Consider the following 18252-nt stretch of genomic DNA (forward strand, 5'->3'; position numbering starts at 1 on the left):
ATCGCTGATTAAACAACGACGGAGGCAGAAATATGCAAGGTCAACGGTTGACTTGCCGGAAAGTCCCTGTAGACCCATATGAGACATTCGTGCGACTAGTGGATCGCGATCCAAATTTTATGGGTCTTGATTCATCTCTTGCAGAATTTTTAAGGCCAGAGCGCCGTAGCCTGATCCAGTTCCACGATTTCTGGTGCCAAAATTTTGCGTCGAGGTTATGTCTCGCCATGTCAGCACAGAATGGATAGACGTATGGTCGCGATCAGTTTCAATTTCAAACTTGATGAACCGCCCCTCGCTGGTTAACAGAGTTCCCTCAAGCTCTGGCGAACCGTACTCGCCAACGCCAAAATCAAGGATGATGGCATTCATGCAGTCAACATCCCTACTTGAGGCGCAATCGATGAGTGCTACTGGCAACGGATTCAATCTCCAGTAACTGGCAACACGACGAATCATGTCTTCAGTTATTTGGTTTTGCTGTTGGACGTTTTTCTGTTTCATGTAATGCCAATCTAGATCAGAAAACATGCATGACTATATGTCACTGTCGAAGAACGTCTGCTGTTGGCCGGCTGCACAGGCTCTGGCCGACCCATAGCCGTCATCCGGGACCCGACAGTTAGACGATAAGTTCGCGTAGGCGAGTCTCAACCTTAGCTCTGTCTACGTACTGACCAATCACCGGCCACTGGAAAACTTGCTGCGCTTTAATGAAGATGTGCATGAAGACCATGCCGAATGCAAATGTTGCGAATGGAAAGAGTTCTTGGAACCAGCGCGAAGATCCAAAGGTTTTAAAGAGAAAGAAAAAAATGATGCCAAACCCGAGCAATATAAGCGCTTCTTTGAGCTTATTGATTCGGGTAACAGGCGGCTTGGTTTCAATGGCCTTCAGAACGCCTTGCAGAATTTGCTTTTCAACTTTTGGTGAAATTTGTACTGATTTCATTGAGAAGTCTAACTGGATTTAGATGACATGTATGAGGCATGCCTACTTCGCGTAAAACTATATAAGCATGTAGACAAAAAAGCCAATGAACGAGTGACTGCTCATGGCCGAGATGTTGAATTCATGGCTACGCCAAGAAGCCGAGGTCATAAGGCTGTAGCAGCCGAGCGTCGCTAGTCGCTCAGGCTAATCGAAGCCAGCGCATCCTGTGCGCTCCTCAACTCGATGGGAGACCATCATGGGATCCACAGGTAATACCGCTCATCGCGAGCCGTGGAACAAGGGCAAGATCGTCGGGCAGAAGGCTCCGTTCAAGCTCAAGGACATCTGGGCGCTGCGCGTAAGGCTCCAGATGGAAGGCCGGGTACGCGAGCTTGCTCTCTTCAACTTAGGCATCGATAGCAAGCTGCGAGGATGCGACCTCGTCGCCCTCAAGGTTCGGGATGTATGCCACGGCGACCAGGTGGCATCGCGCGCTGTCGTCATGCAGCACAAGACTCAGCGTCCAGTGCAGTTCGAGATCACGCAGGCTGCCCGTGACGCCTTGCAAGCCTGGATCAGGCTGGCTGGGCTGAAATCAGAGGACTTCCTGTTTCCAAGCAGGCTACACGAATCGCCACATCTGGGGACACGGCAGTACGCCCGAATCCTCGGTCACTGGGTTGACGAGCTAGGCCTGGACCGCAGGGAGTACGGGACACACTCGATGCGCAGGACAAAGGCGACACTGATCTACCGCCGTACCAAGAACCTGCGCGCTGTGCAGTTACTGCTCGGCCACTCGAAACTGGAGTCAACAGTGAGGTACTTGGGTATCGAAGTCGACGATGCCCTTGAGATCTCTGAACAGACGGAGATTTGAAGCTGCCGCTGACGGCCACACCGAAAACTGCGGTCAGGTGGCCGTCTTCAACGGCTGCAATACGGCGCTGGGCCAAATTTGTGCTTTCGGCCAGAAGTAGACCTCAGACGTGTTCCCGACGCTGACTGCGTCTAGCTAAACCGAGCCATTCGCTGTCCAGTGCCTGAACGGCAGCAACCGCCAACACCGGTCGTTGAAGACCGCCTGTCCTGAACGGCCCCTTCACAATGCTCTTGTGGGCTGCAGCCAGTTCGACTTGCTGCCACTTGACCCTGGCGGTCTGCTCCTTGTAGTCAGTGCATGTCTATGAGTCACGTGACTGATAACGTAGCTGCTATCAGATTAGTTGAAAGGTCTTAGGGAAATTGCCTCCCTCACGAGGAATTTCCCATGACCTGAATCAAGGTACATTGATTTCGTACAAATTATTACGCTTTGTGGAATTGTTTTCATGTTCAACAGCCTGCGCGCTCGCCTGATCGGTATCTGTGTAGCCATCACCACGCTTTCCCTGCTTGCCCTGGCGCTCTCCACCTTTTTCTCAGTGCGCAGCGGTACCGAGCGCTCGCTCGACGAGCGCATAGGCCAGCTCACGAAGCTGCATGCCGATGATCTGGCCGAGTGGGTGCGAGACAAGCAGCGCATCACCAGCTCACTGCAGCAGGCAGTGGGTAAGCAGGAACCCGTGCCCTTTTTGCTGGCGGCTAAGCAGGCCGGCGATTTCGACGACACCTATTTCGTCTATGCCAGCGGCGCCCATGTGTTCGCCCATCCCATGCCCGAGAACTATGTCGGTACGGAGCGTCCCTGGTACAAGCAGGCTGTGCAGGCCGGCAAGCCCGGTGTGACACCGCCCTACATCGATGCCAGCACCGGCAAGCTGACGATCAGCTTCGTCGAGCCTGTGGGGTCGGCCGGCCAGTACACGGCCGTGGTTGGCACGGACATGCACCTGGATACCGTGACGCGCAAGGTCAACTCCATCCATACCACGGGCAAGAGCTTCGCCTTCCTGCTGGACGGGCAGTCCAACATCCTGGCCTATGCCAAGGCGGAACTGGTCATGAAGCCCTCCACCGGCATCGCGCCGCAGCTCGATGCCGGGCTGCTGCAGAAACTGGCGCAGGACGGCGGCAGCGCCGAAGTGGACGTGAATGGCGCAACGCAGCTGGTCTATACGTCTCGGGTGGATGGCACGCCCTGGCTGCTGGGCGTGGCCGTGGACAAAGCCGAGGCCACCGCCGCCGCACGCCAGTTGCTGCAGATGGAGATGCTGATCGCGGCGCTGTGCGTGGCGGTGGCCGTGGCGCTGCTGTCGGCCAGCGTGAACCGTCTACTGCGCCGCCTCTTCGTCGTGCGCGATGCGCTGGAGGATATTGCCTCGGGTGAGGGCGATCTAACGCGGCGCCTGGATACCGCGGGCAGGGACGAACTGGCCCAGATCGCCACGGCCTTCAACCGTTTCACCGACAAGATCGCCGCCGTGCTGCTGCGCATCCGCCAGTCCTCGGAGTCGGTGCGCATTGCCACCAGCGAGATCGCCAGCGGCAACCAGGACCTGTCCTCGCGCACTGAGCAGCAGGCCAGCTCGCTCGAAGAGACCGCGGCCGCTATGGAGCAGCTCACTGCCACTGTGCAGCAGAACGCGGCCAGCGCGCGCCAAGCCAGCGAGCTGGCGGGCAGTGCCTCCGAAGTGGCCACACAAGGCGGTGCTGTGGTGGGCCAGGTGGTGCAGACCATGGGCGGCATCGAGTCCTCGGCGCGCCGTATCGTGGACATCATCCAAGTCATTGACGGCATCGCCTTCCAGACCAACATCCTGGCGCTGAATGCGGCCGTGGAGGCCGCGCGCGCCGGCGAGCAGGGCCGCGGCTTTGCTGTGGTGGCGTCCGAGGTGCGCCAGCTGGCGCAGCGTTCGGCCGAGGCCGCCAAGGAAATCAAGGCGTTGATCGACGATTCGGTGAGCCAAGTCAGCACGGGCAGTCGCCTGGTGCATGAGGCGGGCACCACCATGCAGGACGTGGTGGACAGTGTCAACCGCGTCACGGCCATCGTGGCCGAGATCAGCAATGCCAGCCAGGAGCAAAGCCGGGGCATTGCCGAGGTCGGCAGCGCCGTTACCCAGATGGACCAGAGCACGCAGCAGAACGCCGCGCTGGTGGAACAGGCCACGGCAGCGGCGCAGTCGCTGCAGCAGCAGGCGCACCAGCTGGCCGAAGTGGTAGCCGGTTTCAAGCTACAGGCCCACGATGCGAGCGAAGGCACCGGCTGGCTGGCCGATCTGCGGTTGGCTGGCATCTCTTGATGCCCCCCCGGAAAACCCCGACAGGTCAAAACTAGAATTGCGTTTGCTCCCCAAGGCCTCGAGAAGGATAAGAAGCTCCTCCCTCAAACTTGAGTGCTGATACGACCGCCATCCGGCTCACTGGTACATTTCATGGACGCTAGCGAGCGTCCTGGAGAACGCTTGATCGGCTTGAGCCGTGAGTCGTCGGTACGGCACAATCAATAGCCTCGACCCCAAAGCTATCCCTGCCAAGATCAGCAACAAGGAAGCGATGCTCCCCAGGAGGCATCGTTTTTTATGGCCTAGCCTATGATAGGCGTGTCCTCGTCACGCTCATGATCTTGACTGCTGATGGGTGACCGATAAGTCACGATGCAGCCTTGAGCCGCAGCAATCGCCCCATACCAGGCATCGGTTGTCAAAGCTCAGTTGACGGCAACGGGTCGCAAGCTCCTGTTCGCACGATGTGACTGCGGACATCCAGCGACCTATCTGCCTGCACTTGATGGTCGCTGTCCCCTGCACACCTGAAACCCGTCATTGGGCAGTCGCCCGCGTCAATGCTCGGATGGCTGGTATGAGACGGTGACCGTTAGGAAGCATTGCGGCGACGAGCAGCGGCAATCGCTGCGAAGCCGCCCTTGAGCGGACTTGGCAGCTTTAGGCTGATCTGAGTCATTCACAGCTGATCTTGCCCCCCGTAATCCCAGACACAGTCCAGTCGCTACGTTAGCCCTGCTGGGCCACCAGCAGATTCTGCCTTCTTCGGAACTCCCTGGGCGACATCATCTTCAGGCCCGAATGGGGATGGATTTCATTGAAGTGCTCGAACGCATCGGCCAGTTGGGCCAGCACGGTGGGCGCATCCCGCAGATCCATTCGGCTCATATAGTCACGCTTGAAGGTGTTGACGAAGCTCTCCGCCATACCGTTGCTCTGTGGACTGCACACCGGCGTAGTGACCGGCCTCAATCCCAGTGACCTGGCAATGCTGCGCGTCTCTTTCGCGATGTAGGCACTGCCGTTGTCAGTAAGGAACTCCAACTCGTGCCCTTGAGGCACAACTCGGGCAGCACCGAAGCGGCGCTCCACGGCCTCGATCAACATCTCCCGTACTGGCTCGCCAGGCAGTCCTTTGCCTTCCCATGCTTGCCACGCCAGAATCTCCCGGTCACAGCAGTCTTTGGCGAAGGTGGCGGTGACGGTCTGACCCGAGTCGCACATGATCTCAAAGCCATCAGAGCACCAGCGCATATTGCTCATCGGCACACGGACCTTGCCGTCGTGTGTACGGCTTGAGTGACGTCGTTTGGGGGCCTTGGGTAACAGCAGCTGATACCGGGCCATGATGCGGTAGATGCGTTTGTGGTTCAACGCAGCTTGGCCCTGCGAGCGTCGCTCGCGGTTCAGCAACGCACCTGCTCTGCGATAGCCATAACTGGGCAATTCGGCAATGTGGCGGCGAATGTCAGCTAACAGTGCCTCATCATCGTGGTTGGCTGTACGGCGGCTGCGGCCGTCGTGCCACTCACTGGCCCGGTGATGCCGAACGTGCAGATTCGAGCGCGCTACGCTCAGTGCCAGGCAGACGGGCTTCATTGACCGTCCCCTGGCAACAAGGGTGAGCGCGCAATCCACTTTTTTGCAGCGGCGATCTCCACGGCTTCCTTGAGAATCTCGTTCTCCAAGGTCTTCTTGCCCAATATGCGCTGTAGTTTGGCAATCTCAGCGCGGGCAGCTGCCAGCTCGGATGCAGGAACCACGGCCTCGCCGGCCCCCACTGCAACCAGCGCACCCTCACGTTCGAGCCGGCGCCAAGTAAAAAGCAGGCTGGCAGATACACCCTCCTGGCGGGCCACGAGCGACACACTCATGCCAGGTTCGTATGTTCTGCGAACCAATGCTGCCTTCTCGGCGGCAGACCAGCGCCTACGGCGCTGGTCTCGCGTGATGACCTCAATAGTCTCGGTATGCCTAGTCATATGCACAGTCCTATGCCTATGTGAAAGATAAGCGATGGACCGTGTCCGGGGATTCAGGGGGCTATCTCATTCATGTCAGGACCTCAGGAATAGAGGCTGGAGGTATTTGTCGTAGATTATCCGTGCCGCATACCCTAGTGATATGCCGTATCATCAGTTGGCTCGGGAGAAGATCATGACTCAGCCTGTACAGGTCAGCTTTAGCACTTTTTTGAACTATCTCTCTGTGTTCGCTCTGCTGGGGGTCATCATTACCAGCTTCATCCTGCATTGGATGAAGAAGCCTAAGGACTAGCGCGACTCATTGAAGTCGGATTGCTTGTCCGCCTGAGGCTCCAACCACCAAACTGTTCAGATATGCCAAGGTGTGCTTTAAGCCTGAGCGCGTCTGGATCGCGTGCCTAGGCAAATCACCGATGGCTTTGTTATACGCGTTCATCCATGTGATGCGAGCATCCGCATCACTCCCAACAAGTGCATCAAGCGCACGGAAGATCTGAAGCAACATCAAAGCCAATCCGCCTTCTTGCCCGCGCGGATCAATGAAGCGCTCGGAAGCTACCAATTGAGAGACTGACGACTCGCTGATGCCCAGGAACTGGGCCAGTTCGGCGTGACTCAGTCCCAAGCACTCTGCAGCCTTGAGAGTCGCCTTACTCAAGACGGCCATTGCACTGGGACCGGAATTGGGTTCTGATGCCATCGTGATCTCCGGAGATGCTTGTTGACAGCTTACGCTCAACTCAGCGGGGAATGATCAACGGCGAAAGGAATTGGACTACATCCCCCGTATTGGTACGGGCAAGCTAATTTGTCCATTTAGTGGAGCCAATCGGCATAAGGAGCTGATATGTCGAAGGAACAGATGATCCCTGCACGCCACAACGGCATGTCACCCATGCATCCGGGCGAAATACTGAAAGAGATGTACCTTGCCCCGATGGGCCTATCTGTCAGCAAGTTGGCCACTCGTATGCAAGTTACGACTGCACGGCTGAACAAAATCGTGCACGGCAAGCGTGGCATCACAGCAGATACGGCTCTGCGTCTCGGCAAGGTGTTCGGCACATCTGCTCAGATGTGGCTGAGCCTGCAGAGCACCTACGAGCTGCGCAAGGCTGAAACGTCCAACGACGAATCCATTGCTCGTCTTGAGCCTTTTGATATGCAAGAGCTTGTCTAAACTATGTACTTGTAGGGCCCTCAATGAGCGTGCACGGCGACAGCTTTACCGCGTGAGCTAGGTCAGTAATTTCACGGTGCTTAAAAAGCAGCTCACGACAAGGTTAGATGAACTGTCTTTTGGCCAGGGAGCAAAGCTGCAACCAGCTTTCTGGAGTGAGTCTGTAATCTCAAGGCCTGCCTACTGTGACGGGATACACCCCAGAGATTTCAAGACAGCAGAGGCTTTGGTGGAGTCCCGTACGAGCCACCATGCAATCACAGTGGCTGCAATGATGTAGTGAGCGAGAAAGGCCCAACCGAGCTGGTAGCAAGTGATGCATCCTTCAACTTTTGCGCTATAGAAAATCAGAAGATACAGCGCAAGAAGGGCGCCAATAGAAAGGTCTTTGGCCCAGCTGAAGAGGCGCAACTGTTGTGCGCGGAATTCACGATAGGTGATGACCGTGGTTGTCTTTTTGACGGCTAGCGAGCGGTATGCCGCATGCAAGTCCCAAAGTTGAACATTGCGTCGGAGCACATTTGTACGAAGACGGTAACGCTCCTCTGGACTGCCAAAGAGCATTCCGAATTCAAGCTTGGTGAACACTCGCTCAAGCTTGAGCACAACGGGGTGGTCGTTTGTGACTGCTGGCTCCTGATTGAGGAGTCGGCGCAGTGTCTGGATCTTTCGGAGCCTGTGCCAGTTAAACAGATGAAGCCTCAAGCTGCCTGGAATCTCACGGACTCGAACATAGTGCCGCGGCTCAGCGCCTAGGGCAATGCTGGCCTCTTTGAAGTTCAGTTCATATTCCGATGCCAGCGATATGGCCTCGTCAAACAAGGCTTTCTGAGCTGGAGTCATTTCCTACGCTCTTCCAAGTTCCTGCCACACATCAGACAACGTTCGCATCGTCTGTGCCTGTAACACTTCACGTGACTGACTTGCGCTTGCTTCGGTCAAGGTCCGCGAATTTTCATAGATCTTCGCAACCATCTTCCATTTGTACGTACTAGGACACTCTGGTGCGAAGCGTTGACAGAAGAATTCAACATCTTCAAAGGCCTGTTGAAGCCTACTCCAATCAATCAAGACCGGGCTGCCTCCGAAGGCTTCCAGCTTGGAGCTACTGACCCCGTATAGGACTTCATTGAGGTCAATGCCGGAGCTCTGTATGGAGCGCAGATATGCCGTAGTAGGCTCGGTTTGGCCAGTTTCGTAGCTGCTTTGCGTCACCTTGCTGACTTCGCCGAGCTCGGCGAGCTGAGCTTGAGTCCAGCCAAGAGCCTGGCGAGCTGCCTTGAGGCGGCTGCCAAGGTGTTCCTGCAACTTGAGTAGGCTTGCGATGTTCATTGACGAAGCGTGTTTTATCTAAAATAATACAAGAAAACTTTATTTTTTGTCATGCGATCACCTCTTGATATTAAGGAAAATTTTGCATTGCATGGCATCTCCATCAGGGACTGGGCACAGGCCTATGGCTTTTCCGAGAGCTTGGTCTATGCGGTCCTTTCGGGACGAAACAAGGCGTCAAGAGGTCAGAGCTTCAAGATTGCTGTGGCGCTTGGCCTTAAGGCTGCACCTTCTTTGACTTGTGCGCCAGATTACATCCGCGAAGTACTGCTTTCGCAGACAGACAAGGAGGTCTTATGACATAAAAAAAGCCAGCCACCTTTTCAAGTGACCGGCTGGAGTGCTGAAAAAAATATCAGCTCGCATTCCTAGTCTCTAACAGTACCCTCCGGTTGTCAAGTTTTCTTTATTCCAATTTTGGGTTGGAAGGGGAATTCTTTGCCGTCTTTTGTTGCCTCCCTCGCCGTTGCCATTAGCAATGCGGTGAAGTGGTGCAGTGACAACTGCTGACGGCAAGTGTTCTTCGCTGTTCGGAGATTCTTATGGAGCCATCCTCGCGAAAAGTGGTTCGGCGCTCGCCTGCTCATACGGTGCGTTTGCTGCACCTTCCACACCTTCAGCCTGATGCAATCGAAGCTGACTCCTCTGTTGAGCGCGACTTTGTGCATTGCGCCGCGCTCTTCCCCACTGTCACATCAATCAGATCTCAGCCTTTCAAGCTCGTTCTTCCGACTGGAAGAAAGTACACACCTGACTACCTAGTGACTTTCCTGGATGGTTCACGGGCGGTAGTCGAAGTCAAGCCTGCGAAATTTGTGGCCTCTTTCCAGGAGCACTTTGAGCAAGTTCGTCTGAAGCTGAGCGCATCTGGCATCCCCTTCCTGCTAGCGCTGGACACCGTGCTGCGTCGCGAGGGACTTGCGGAGCGTGCGCTTTATATCCGCCGGTATGCCAAAGGGGGTTGTGACGCCGAGGCGATGCACAAATGCAAGACGCTATTGGAGCGAGTGGGCGGCCGTGGGCTATCAGTGAACGAGCTCACTGAGGCTGGAGTCAGCCAAGCAACCATGCTTTACATGGTGACGCGTCGTCAATTGCTGCTCAGCGCCGACCTGCGCTACGAAGGCGATGCGAAGGTGCGCTTGTTCGAGCAATCTGTTTCGGGGAGGGACCATGCAATTCGCTTTGCAAACTGGCTTGACGCTTAGGGCGGGCCAACGGACCCTGGAACTTACCAGGGAATTACCGGATCGTGAATACCAATTCGAGGACGTGATCACCCGCCGGGCTCTGGTTTTGAGCGTTGCCGAACTTATCCATCGAATCTATAGCAAGGAATACCAAGTGGTGCTGGGAGGTGCACCCAAAGGCCAGTTTGCTAATAGAACAGTGGTTTCCGTGCTGGATTTAAGTGCCTTGAAGGAGTACGAGAGAGCCGAAATGGAGCGCCGACTTGATTACGTCAGTCGCCTGCGACGGCAGGGCATTACAAAAGGGCAACGCAAGAAGATCGAAGAAGCCATCGCCAAGTTGGCCAACTCTAGAGGCGAGGCGGTTCCGTCGGCAACCACTGTGATGCTCTGGATGCGCAACTATGAAATCTCGGGAAATAACGCACTTGCTTTAGTTAACAAGCACCGCATGCGAAAGAGAGCACGCCGCTTGACCGACTCTGTGGAAGACGTTATCTGGAGGATGCTAAAGCAGCACTACCTAACTCCGCAGAAGAACTCTTTGAGGTTTACCCACGACCAGCTTGAGAGCGAGCTCAAGCGCTTGGTTAAGAGCGGTCAGTTGGAGCAAGACACGGCTCAGGTGAGCTTTCCAACTTTGGCACGCAGAGTTCAGGACATTGATCTGTATACGCGAGTTGCTGCTCGTGAAGGTGTGGCGAGAGCTCGGATAGTTTGCAGAACGGCCTTCCCGGAGGGAGTAGCTGCGTATCCGTACCAGCGTGTTGAGATTGACCATACCCCGTTGAACTGGGTTGTGATTTGTGACCGAACAGGGCTGCCCTTGGGCAGGCCTGTTTTGACGGTGATGATTGATGCGTACTCAGGCTACATCCTCGGCTTCTATCTTTCCTTCTACGGCCCCGGATTGACTTCGGTATGTGGGGTAGTTCGTAATGCCCTCCGGCCCAAGGACCCGTTTTTGCAGGGGCTCAATCTCGAAAACGATTGGCTATCGATGGGCCTCGGTGATGAGTGGGTGATTGACAACGGTCTCGAGTTCCACTCATTCGGTTTCAAGACTATGGCGATGGCTCTGGGTGTCGACCTGATGTATTGCCGCGTCAGGACACCATGGCTAAAGCCCCACGTTGAGCGCTTCTTCTCGACATTGAACACCCTGACTTTGATGAGAGGGCGCATCACCAAAACCGTAGCCAACGTGGCCAGGATCGATCCTTACAAGGATGCGTCCATCACCTTTAGTGATTTGGTCCGGGGTCTGCTCATGTTTGTGGTGGATGTGCATCCACATCAGCCCAACTGGAGAAAGATGGCTACGCCTTATGAGCTGTTTGCGGAAGGAATACAGCGTAGCCCACCGGCTACCTTTCCAGGCAGTTTGGAGCAGCTCACCTTGGCATCAGGGATGGCAAAGCAGCTGACACTGCGGCAAGGGGGCATCGAATTCTATGGCCTACCTTATGGAAGCTATGCCTTCAAAGACATTGTCAAGAAGTACGGGCTGAAGCAAAAGCTGTTGTGCAAATTAGACCCTGATGACATCTCCATCATGAAGGTGCTGGATCCTGACGGGAGGTCGTGGCATGACGCTGTATGCCGATGGCCCGTCTATGCCAAGGGGTTGAGCTTCAACCAACACCAACTGATCAGGAAGTTCGCAAAGGCTGACTTGAACTCTCCAGAGCGGCATGAGGCATTGTTGGCGTCTCGTCAACGCTTGCATGAGCATTGGATGGAGGCGACAAATCATCGCGGGCGGGCAGATGCGTTGCTTGCTGGGCGCTATGCCGATATGAGCTCCCACAAAGTTCTTTCGGGCCAAAGCTCCTCACTTCAGTTGCCTCTCTCCGAATCGAAGCAACTCATTGTTCCCAGTGAATATCGAATCTCTGAAAAAGAAATCCCAGAGTTCGAATCTCTTGCGTTTTAAATCATGCGAAACGACCAAAACAAGGTATTCGACCAGTCCATGCAGCTCGATGCTCCCGATCCGGAGCAACTGGCACTTGATGCTCGTCGCCTGTCTACGTATAGCGTGGGGGCTTTGCGCGTGGCAACTGAAGCTGATCGAGCGTTTGTGCTGTTTCCGGATGCGGTTCGTGCTCTGAAGGCGCTGGACCGGCTATTCCAGCTGGGGACGGAGTTCAGCATGCCTCAAGGAATGTGCTTGGTCGGCCCCAGCGGGGTTGGCAAAACTGCTTCGTTCAGATATTTCCAGGCCTCGTTGCCTCAGTCTGCACTTTTCTCCCAGGACTTCGCCGCGATCGGTATGCGGATGCAAAGCAAGCCGAAGACTGGACATTTGGTCCAGGGCATTCTGAAGGCGCTCAAGTATCCGTTTGCCGGTGGTTCTGGCAAGCAGCTGTACATGCGTCGCTTTCTTCTGTTCGACGCTCTGAAAAATTGCAGGACACGCCTCATCTGGATCGACGAAGCGCATCACTTGCTCTATCCGCGGCGGACCTCTGCCAGCAACGAGTGGGAAAACGATGCGACGGAGTTTCTCCGCGAACTCATGGATGAATGCAACATCAGTTTGGTACTGGCCGGGACCTCTGAGCTGGATACCTTGCCTGATGCTGCTTCACATCTCGCCTCGCGGGTTCCTATCCGCGAGGAGATGAAAAACTTCCCCTCGGACGGGAACTGGGTGGGCTTTGTGCGCGCTTTTGCAAAGCAATGCCGGTCTTTTGATCTTGGGTACGTGCATGCCCCTGAAGTCGCAATGCGCCTGCATTTGGCCACGGAGGGAAATCTGCGCGCGTTCAAGAGATTGATGACGGAGGCCATCCTTGTCGCGTTTGATGGCGGCAGCTCCGCCGTGGACAAAGACGCTTTCTCCAGCGCCTTCCAGCGAGTCTTTGGGGAAGCAACCCTGAGGAGCAATCCCTTTGTCTGAAAGCCAATTTCCTATCTGCAGCGAGTTGCTTGAAGACGAATCCGGCCTGGGATTTTGCCTTCGCTCTGTGGCCATGAACGGGGGGCGACTGTCAGCCCTGCATCGGCTCCTTGGGATGGGAGCTTCGGAGCGTCTCAAGGCAGTACATGCCCCCCGGCTTGCTCAATGGTTCGGCGTCGACAAAGCGAGGCTGGCCCATCGTCTACCTGCAATCTTGCCGCGCTCCATGGGGGCGCGAAGGGCATGCTATGGACACCTGTTTCGTCAGCCAGGGGTGTTGCGGACGAACCAGCCTCAGGTATGTCCGCAATGCATTCATGAGAAGGGATACTTGCTCGACGTGTGGGATTTGACACTTTCGACATGCTGCTTGGAGCATGGCTTGTGTCTGACAGGTCGATGTCCTCAATGCCAGGCAGCGATCAAATGGGATCGTAAGGGCGTGCAGTGGGGTGGATGCCGTCATCACTTGGGCTCCACAGACAAGGCCGTCTTGGCAGCACCTGAACTTCTTTGTGCCCAGCGCATTTTGCAGGCTTCGTTGCGATTGACGCAGTGTGCTGGCGACACGGGCGTCCCGGCATGGATCACAGGCTTGTCGCTAGATGGATGGATGCAAGTGTTCTATGCGTTTGGCTTGCTGCGAAGCTCATGGTCACCGCTATGTCCGAGAGAGCTGTCTCGTTGTCTGGCGCCTGCTGAAGCGCAAGAAGTTGTTAAGCGGGCACTAGGGCGTCTTCAAGCCTTCACTGGCATGCCCAAGCATGGGGGAGCTTGGGCCTCTGTGGTCGCGCGTGCACCGCTCATTGGCTTGATTACTTGTCCGACGGGGCGTCGGGATCAAGCGATTGGGCGCCAGTTGTTTCAGCAGATCTTTGGCCAGAAGGAAATGGATATCGTGGTCCGCAGATATCCGGAGTTGGGGCAATTGAACCTGTTTGACGAGGCTGCCGCATGAGACGTTTGGTTGGCATTCCTCCTATTTACGGTCACGAAAGTCCGGCCTCTTGGCTTACCCGGGCTGCATTGAGTCAAGGCGTAGAAGTGAGGGAGTTGATGGCGTACGTAGGGTTGCCTGTAAAGCACGATCCGGACCAGACGTTGGTGGGTAACGCTCTTTGGAATGTGGCTCACGTAACCGGACAGGCCGCCTCATCCTTTGGCTTTGCCGCGCACATGTTCTCCGGTGTCCGCAGCATCGATCCCAAGGGGGAGGACTTATTGCTCTGGACAAAGAATGGCAAGCCTCGATACAGGTACTGCCCGTTGTGCTTGCATGAGCCCGGATGCAAGTATTTCCCTTTGCACTGGCGATTCAAAGCCTGGCGTTGGTGTCCTCTTCACGATTGCTTGCTAGGCGAGCGTTGTCCTCATTGTCGGTGTGAGCTGCAGTTACCTGGAGACATGCTCATTGCGGGTTTGAAGCGAGAGGGTGTGGCACATCTGGGCCATTGCTTGCAGTGTGCTGAGCGCTTGGATACGGGCTGGGAGAGTACACCACATCCCTTGATGGAAGGACTTGTAGCAGGATGGGAGAAGACTGTTCTTGAAAATGGAAGGGCTTTGCTGGCGGCCATTTTTCATCGGCACTTTTTCATCACAGGTAATGCCAAAAGACACTCTCTCAATAGCCTGACACGCTTCAAGAAGATGGGTGTGCTACCGCATGACCTTCTTTTGCTTTCCAACCAGTCTCTCCAGGCAAGGCGAAGCCAGCGTAATGCGACCTTGCGGAATCACCCAGGCTTCTATGGAGGGAGAAGTGCGCGCGAGAAGTAATCGAGACGTCTGCATGCTTTACCGATTGTAGGTAGTGGCTCAAATGCAATGCCAATAGCAGCTCACTTGTTTTGGACGTTAGAGTTGCTGCCGGAGGCTGAAGAATGCGCTGGCAATCCTCCATGGTCAAGACGTTGTTGCATTACAGGGACTACCCACCGATGCAAGTGCGGATCAGTAACTTTTGACTGACCTGTCTGCCAAGACGATCCAGGTGCTTGAAACGAGGAACAGACTGCACATCTACAGACGGGGTTAGGCAAGAGGTGTGCGCTCCCAGAGACAAACCGCGCAGCAGGGCTTCATTAAATTCTCGTGACGTCTTGCGACTCACAATGCAACAACCGAGTTTGCCTGCTGCTGGTCTGACCTGCTCATTGCATCTTTGATTTCAAGTCTGGCATATTGACGTGTCTGTCTTAGGTTACGGCAGAGACTGGTGATCTAGGGCGTTCGCTGATATGGGCTGCTTCGTAGGTACGCTCCTGTGTCATGAGGGCCCACAGGATGCGTGCATTTTTGTTGGCTAAAGCCACGGCGGCCTTTTGCCAGCCACTGCGCTGCCTCGAGGCCATCACCCATTGAGAGATGGGATCAAGGTTGTGTTTGCCGGTCAGCACTGCGGCTTTGGCCCCTTGCACCAGTAAAGTGCGCAGATAGCTATCGCCTCGTTTGGTGATGGCACCTAGATTGGATTTGCCCCCGCTGGAGTTTTGCCGAGGTGTCAATCCAAGCCAGGCGGCAAACTGTGCACCGTTCTTAAACTGCCTGAAGTCGCCGACAGTGATAACAACCGCTGATGCAGTGAGTGGCTCCAAGCCCTTAATGGCGGCAGTTCGCTGCACCTGCGCATCTTCTTTACAGTGAGCGGCAATACGCTGCTCACACCCGTGAAGATGTTCATCGAGATCTTGTCAATGCATGAGTGCACGCTGCAGAGCAATGCGGGCTGCGCCTGCGATGTCATTGGTCACATCTTCCAAGATATCGTGCAAATGGGCGCGCAAGGCTCTGGGGCTTTGCGGTAGCACAACGCCAAACCTGAGGGCGCACACCTCGTGCCTAACTCCGTCTGTAGATGCGCAGTCTGTTCCTCGTTTCAAGCACCTGGATCGTCTTGGCAGACAGGTCAGTCAAAAGTTACCTATTCGCACTTGCATCGATGGGAAGTCCCTGTAATGCAACAACGCCGATTCACGGGAGCATGATTTTTGGGATTTAATAATTGAATTTTTATGAAAGCAATCATCTTAATAGGAGTGCGTGCATACTTTTAAAAAAATTCTATGTTGGTGCATGAGGTGATATAGTGGAAAAAATAGCATCTTTGCACCATTTAAATCAATGGATTGGTTTCACATACGGTACGCAGTCTTACCTCGATGGTAAGCATCAACATACCATTCTGCTTGATTTGAATGAACAGTAAATTATCCTTAATTCTTCTCTCGCGTGGAGTGAGCATGCTACTTTCTATAGTACTGGTTGAATGGCTTGTTATATCTATTGCTTCTCTATTGTTAGGAGGGGCATACGGTTTACCAGTTGAAAAATCCAAGAATTTATTAAAGGAGATGTTTTATGGAATATCAGAGCCTTTTTGGACTTTCCCATTTAAAGTGCTGGCGATATTTTTCTTTTTTATTCCAATGGCATATCCCATTCCAGTAATATTAATTTTTTCTTTTTTAATCTATCTTAGAGATTTCTCATGAGCTTTACATCTACAGCTATTAAAATTGCATTACAACAGTTTGGTCGTATTGCTGGTGAGGGGCCTGGAACAGCGGCAATCGCAATTAACTCTGCTGCCACTATTGGTGTTGGAATTTCTGCGACGCAATTAGATACGAATACGCAAATATATATTCCAATAGCAGGGCGAATTGATATTAATACGGGAATGCTTTCTTACACGGCAACTAGCTTGGGATTTATTGCTGGTTTTGGGACTATCGTTGCGGCCACAACGGGTGTGGCTTTAGCTCCTGGTGTTGCTGTGCTTGCGCTAGGAATGGCAGCTATTTCGGGCCTTGCTACATTGACAACGGATCCCGATTCGAAGATATTGAATAATATTTTCTCTCATGCAATGAAAATAGAAAATTATCTCCGAGAAAAATTAAATAATGCAGAGTTGATATTGGGTGAAATTATCCCAGTTGAGTTGAAGGATTGGTTCAACTCGGGGTCTATCGGCAACGCAACAAATATTGGCTGGAACAATGCAAAGGGTTGGCGACCGCCTGTAGACCCCTTAATGCTTGACCTCGATGGTGATGGCTTGGAATTGCGGCGCGTTGATGGACAGATCCTGTTTGACCATGATGGCGATGGCATCAAGACAGGCACCGGATGGCTTGGCGCTGATGACGGCATCCTGGTGCGGGATGTCAACGGCGATGGTCGGATCACGTCGGGGCTGGAACTCTTTGGCGAAAACACCATCAAGAGCAATGGCCAAAAAGCTGCCAATGGCTTTGATGCATTGGCCGACCTGGACAGCGATGCGGATGGCAACTTCACCAGCTCAGATGCAGCCTGGAATCAGGTCAAGGTCTGGCGGGATCTGAACCAGAACGGTCTCTCTGATGATGGAGAGCTGTTTACTCTGGATGAGTTGGGTATCAGCCGCATCAGTGTGAAGGGCAGTGCCTCCAACGCAACGGGTGGCAGCCAGGCAGGCACTACGGTCAACGGCAACTTCATTGCCCAAAGCGCAAGCTACACCCGCAATGGCCAGGATCTGACAGTTGCGGCCGCCGAGATGACGGCTGGTGCTGTCGACCTGGAGGCCAACAACTTCTATCGAGAATTTACGACCGCTGTTCCATTGACCGAACAAGCCAAGGCATTGCCTGGGATGCAAGGCTCCGGACGGGTCAGGGATTTGCAAGAGGCAGTGAGTTTGAGCACCAGTTTGGCTAGCAGCCTGACGGCGTTCAGCCAAGCTGGCACTCGAGACGCTCAAATGGCGCTCATTGATGGACTCATCACCGACTGGGCCAAGAGCAGCGACTTCTGGAGCAGTATCGAAAAGAGCCTGGAGCGAGACGGCAAATGGGTTCACGTAGTCTTTAATTTACCTACAGGCGTGTCCGAGGCCCAGTTTCGCAATCTCATTGGGGTGCTGGAGGTCTTTAATGGTGAGCGCTTCTACCAAGCTGCCGCTACCCCGGTTGCGGGATTCACACTTACACAAGGCTCGGGCGGCCCTGGTGTGATTGTGCTGACGGATGAGTACCGAATTACGCCGCCGGCTGGGCAGCTGGCTTTGCTGCAGCAAAGCTACGAAGCACTGAAGCAAAGCATTTATGGCGCCTTGGTGCTGCAGACACGGCTCAAGCCCTATCTGGATAGCATCGCTTTGCATATCGACGAAAACGGCTTGAGCTTTGACACATCAGCCCTGGCCGCACAGCTTGAAACTCATAAGGCCACCAATGCGAAAGAGGCACTAACAGATCTGGTCGAACTCAATCGCTATGCCCAATCCACTCTGCTGTCGGTAGGGTTCAACGGACTGGGAATGCTGGGCGCCTGGGCAGAGAGCATGGGGTCAGACCCGGCACTCAAGGCAGTGCTGACTTCCCTTGATGTGCTGACGGCTAGCTCCACAGGCGGCACGAGCAAGGCAGATATTTACCTTGGCGATGCTGCAGGCAACAGCTTTAGTGCAGGCGCAGGGAATGACATCCTGTATGGCGGTGCGGGCAACGACTATCTCGACGGAGGTGATGGCAACGACATCCTCGACGGAGGTGCGGGCAACGACACGCT

Annotated in this window: 17 protein-coding genes and 2 pseudogenes; 12 read left to right on the forward strand and 7 right to left on the reverse strand. The window is 54.6% G+C overall.

Annotation, left to right across the window (positions count from 1 at the left end):
- Window positions 1-117 precede the first annotated feature (117 nt).
- Together AB6724_RS20955 and AB6724_RS20960 are read right to left on the reverse strand one after the other, a co-directional pair.
- Window positions 118-504 carry a hypothetical protein gene (locus tag AB6724_RS20955; protein WP_369340481.1) on the reverse strand — a complete coding sequence of 129 codons (387 nt, stop codon included), beginning with the start codon at window positions 502-504 and terminating at the stop codon, window positions 118-120.
- 118 nt (window positions 505-622) lie between these two features.
- Window positions 623-952, reverse strand: coding sequence for a hypothetical protein (locus AB6724_RS20960; RefSeq protein ID WP_369340482.1), 330 nt, complete (start codon window positions 950-952; stop codon window positions 623-625).
- A gap of 238 nt (window positions 953-1190) precedes the next feature.
- Between AB6724_RS20960 and AB6724_RS20965 the strand changes: the two genes are divergently transcribed.
- Window positions 1191-1814 (forward strand): tyrosine-type recombinase/integrase, encoded by a 624-nt coding sequence (locus AB6724_RS20965; protein WP_369340483.1) that lies wholly within the window; start codon window positions 1191-1193, stop codon window positions 1812-1814.
- A 451-nt stretch (window positions 1815-2265) separates the two neighbouring features.
- A complete protein-coding gene (locus tag AB6724_RS20970; RefSeq protein WP_369340484.1) occupies window positions 2266-4119 on the forward strand; it encodes a methyl-accepting chemotaxis protein in 1854 nt (617 codons plus the stop codon).
- A gap of 711 nt (window positions 4120-4830) precedes the next feature.
- On the opposite strand, the gene AB6724_RS20975 is transcribed toward AB6724_RS20970, so the two are convergent.
- A protein-coding gene (locus AB6724_RS20975; RefSeq protein WP_439329909.1) for an IS3 family transposase occupies window positions 4831-6083 on the reverse strand; the annotation gives its coding sequence in 2 pieces (ribosomal slippage) (window positions 4831-5756 and window positions 5756-6083; 1254 coding nt in all).
- 301 nt (window positions 6084-6384) lie between these two features.
- Complete coding sequence (locus AB6724_RS20980) at window positions 6385-6786, reverse strand: antitoxin Xre-like helix-turn-helix domain-containing protein (protein ID WP_369340486.1); 402 nt, start codon at window positions 6784-6786, stop codon at window positions 6385-6387.
- Window positions 6787-6933: 147 nt separating this feature from the next.
- Here AB6724_RS20980 and AB6724_RS20985 point away from each other — a divergent pair, with 147 nt between their 5' ends.
- Window positions 6934-7266, forward strand: coding sequence for a HigA family addiction module antitoxin (locus AB6724_RS20985; protein WP_369340487.1), 333 nt, complete (start codon window positions 6934-6936; stop codon window positions 7264-7266).
- A 180-nt stretch (window positions 7267-7446) separates the two neighbouring features.
- On the opposite strand, the gene AB6724_RS20990 is transcribed toward AB6724_RS20985, so the two are convergent.
- Together AB6724_RS20990 and AB6724_RS20995 are read right to left on the reverse strand one after the other, a co-directional pair.
- The gene (locus AB6724_RS20990) at window positions 7447-8109 is read right to left on the reverse strand and encodes a hypothetical protein (RefSeq protein WP_369340488.1); all 663 of its coding nucleotides are present in this window, start codon (window positions 8107-8109) and stop codon (window positions 7447-7449) included.
- Between the two features lie 3 nt (window positions 8110-8112).
- Window positions 8113-8598 carry a helix-turn-helix domain-containing protein gene (locus AB6724_RS20995; protein WP_369340489.1) on the reverse strand — a complete coding sequence of 162 codons (486 nt, stop codon included), beginning with the start codon at window positions 8596-8598 and terminating at the stop codon, window positions 8113-8115.
- Between the two features lie 51 nt (window positions 8599-8649).
- Here AB6724_RS20995 and AB6724_RS21000 point away from each other — a divergent pair, with 51 nt between their 5' ends.
- The 7 genes and pseudogenes from AB6724_RS21000 (at window position 8650) to AB6724_RS21030 (ending at window position 14472) form a co-directional block, all read left to right on the forward strand.
- On the forward strand, window positions 8650-8898 hold the full coding sequence (locus AB6724_RS21000; protein WP_369340490.1) for a DNA-binding protein: 249 nt from the start codon (window positions 8650-8652) through the stop codon (window positions 8896-8898).
- A gap of 242 nt (window positions 8899-9140) precedes the next feature.
- Entirely contained in the window at window positions 9141-9806 is a 666-nt protein-coding gene (locus AB6724_RS21005; protein WP_369340491.1) for a TnsA endonuclease N-terminal domain-containing protein, read from the forward strand.
- Window positions 9772-11724, forward strand: coding sequence for a TnsB C-terminal domain-containing protein (locus AB6724_RS21010; RefSeq protein WP_369340492.1), 1953 nt, complete (start codon window positions 9772-9774; stop codon window positions 11722-11724). The genes AB6724_RS21005 and AB6724_RS21010 overlap by 35 nt, the downstream gene beginning before the upstream one ends.
- 3 nt (window positions 11725-11727) lie before the next feature.
- Window positions 11728-12693: a TniB family NTP-binding protein gene (locus tag AB6724_RS21015; RefSeq protein WP_369340493.1), complete on the forward strand. Its 966-nt coding sequence runs from the start codon at window positions 11728-11730 to the stop codon at window positions 12691-12693.
- Between the two features lie 25 nt (window positions 12694-12718).
- Window positions 12719-13651: a TniQ family protein gene (locus AB6724_RS21020; protein ID WP_369340495.1), complete on the forward strand. Its 933-nt coding sequence runs from the start codon at window positions 12719-12721 to the stop codon at window positions 13649-13651.
- A pseudogene (locus AB6724_RS21025) lies at window positions 13648-14037 on the forward strand (TniQ family protein); the annotation flags it as partial. The gene AB6724_RS21020 and the pseudogene AB6724_RS21025, both read left to right, overlap by 4 nt.
- Before the next feature lie 165 nt (window positions 14038-14202).
- The gene (locus AB6724_RS21030) at window positions 14203-14472 is read left to right on the forward strand and encodes a hypothetical protein (RefSeq protein ID WP_369340496.1); all 270 of its coding nucleotides are present in this window, start codon (window positions 14203-14205) and stop codon (window positions 14470-14472) included.
- Window positions 14473-14891: 419 nt separating this feature from the next.
- Here AB6724_RS21030 and AB6724_RS21035 read toward each other — a convergent pair.
- Window positions 14892-15512, reverse strand: a pseudogene (locus AB6724_RS21035) (IS110 family RNA-guided transposase); the annotation flags it as partial.
- A 417-nt stretch (window positions 15513-15929) separates the two neighbouring features.
- Here AB6724_RS21035 and AB6724_RS21040 point away from each other — a divergent pair.
- Window positions 15930-16187, forward strand: a complete 258-nt coding sequence (locus tag AB6724_RS21040) for a hypothetical protein (protein WP_369340494.1) — start codon at window positions 15930-15932, stop codon at window positions 16185-16187.
- A partial coding sequence (locus AB6724_RS21855; RefSeq protein WP_500683336.1) for an SPM autocatalytic domain-containing protein occupies window positions 16184-18252 on the forward strand: 2069 nt, incomplete at its 3' end. The genes AB6724_RS21040 and AB6724_RS21855, both read left to right, overlap by 4 nt.

Origin of the sequence: Comamonas guangdongensis (assembly GCF_041079535.1) — a bacterium.
In the GTDB taxonomy this organism is placed as follows: domain Bacteria; phylum Pseudomonadota; class Gammaproteobacteria; order Burkholderiales; family Burkholderiaceae_C; genus Comamonas; species Comamonas guangdongensis.

Coding starts and splice junctions, on each gene's coding strand:
- AB6724_RS20955 (WP_369340481.1), bottom strand. CDS start 504: ATGAAACAGAAAAACGTCCAACAGCAAAACCAAATAACTGAAGACATG.
- AB6724_RS20960 (WP_369340482.1), bottom strand. CDS start 952: ATGAAATCAGTACAAATTTCACCAAAAGTTGAAAAGCAAATTCTGCAA.
- AB6724_RS20965 (WP_369340483.1), top strand. CDS start 1,191: ATGGGATCCACAGGTAATACCGCTCATCGCGAGCCGTGGAACAAGGGC.
- AB6724_RS20970 (WP_369340484.1), top strand. CDS start 2,266: ATGTTCAACAGCCTGCGCGCTCGCCTGATCGGTATCTGTGTAGCCATC.
- AB6724_RS20980 (WP_369340486.1), bottom strand. CDS start 6,786: ATGGCATCAGAACCCAATTCCGGTCCCAGTGCAATGGCCGTCTTGAGT.
- AB6724_RS20985 (WP_369340487.1), top strand. CDS start 6,934: ATGTCGAAGGAACAGATGATCCCTGCACGCCACAACGGCATGTCACCC.
- AB6724_RS20990 (WP_369340488.1), bottom strand. CDS start 8,109: ATGACTCCAGCTCAGAAAGCCTTGTTTGACGAGGCCATATCGCTGGCA.
- AB6724_RS20995 (WP_369340489.1), bottom strand. CDS start 8,598: ATGAACATCGCAAGCCTACTCAAGTTGCAGGAACACCTTGGCAGCCGC.
- AB6724_RS21000 (WP_369340490.1), top strand. CDS start 8,650: ATGCGATCACCTCTTGATATTAAGGAAAATTTTGCATTGCATGGCATC.
- AB6724_RS21005 (WP_369340491.1), top strand. CDS start 9,141: ATGGAGCCATCCTCGCGAAAAGTGGTTCGGCGCTCGCCTGCTCATACG.
- AB6724_RS21010 (WP_369340492.1), top strand. CDS start 9,772: ATGCAATTCGCTTTGCAAACTGGCTTGACGCTTAGGGCGGGCCAACGG.
- AB6724_RS21015 (WP_369340493.1), top strand. CDS start 11,728: ATGCGAAACGACCAAAACAAGGTATTCGACCAGTCCATGCAGCTCGAT.
- AB6724_RS21030 (WP_369340496.1), top strand. CDS start 14,203: ATGGAAGGACTTGTAGCAGGATGGGAGAAGACTGTTCTTGAAAATGGA.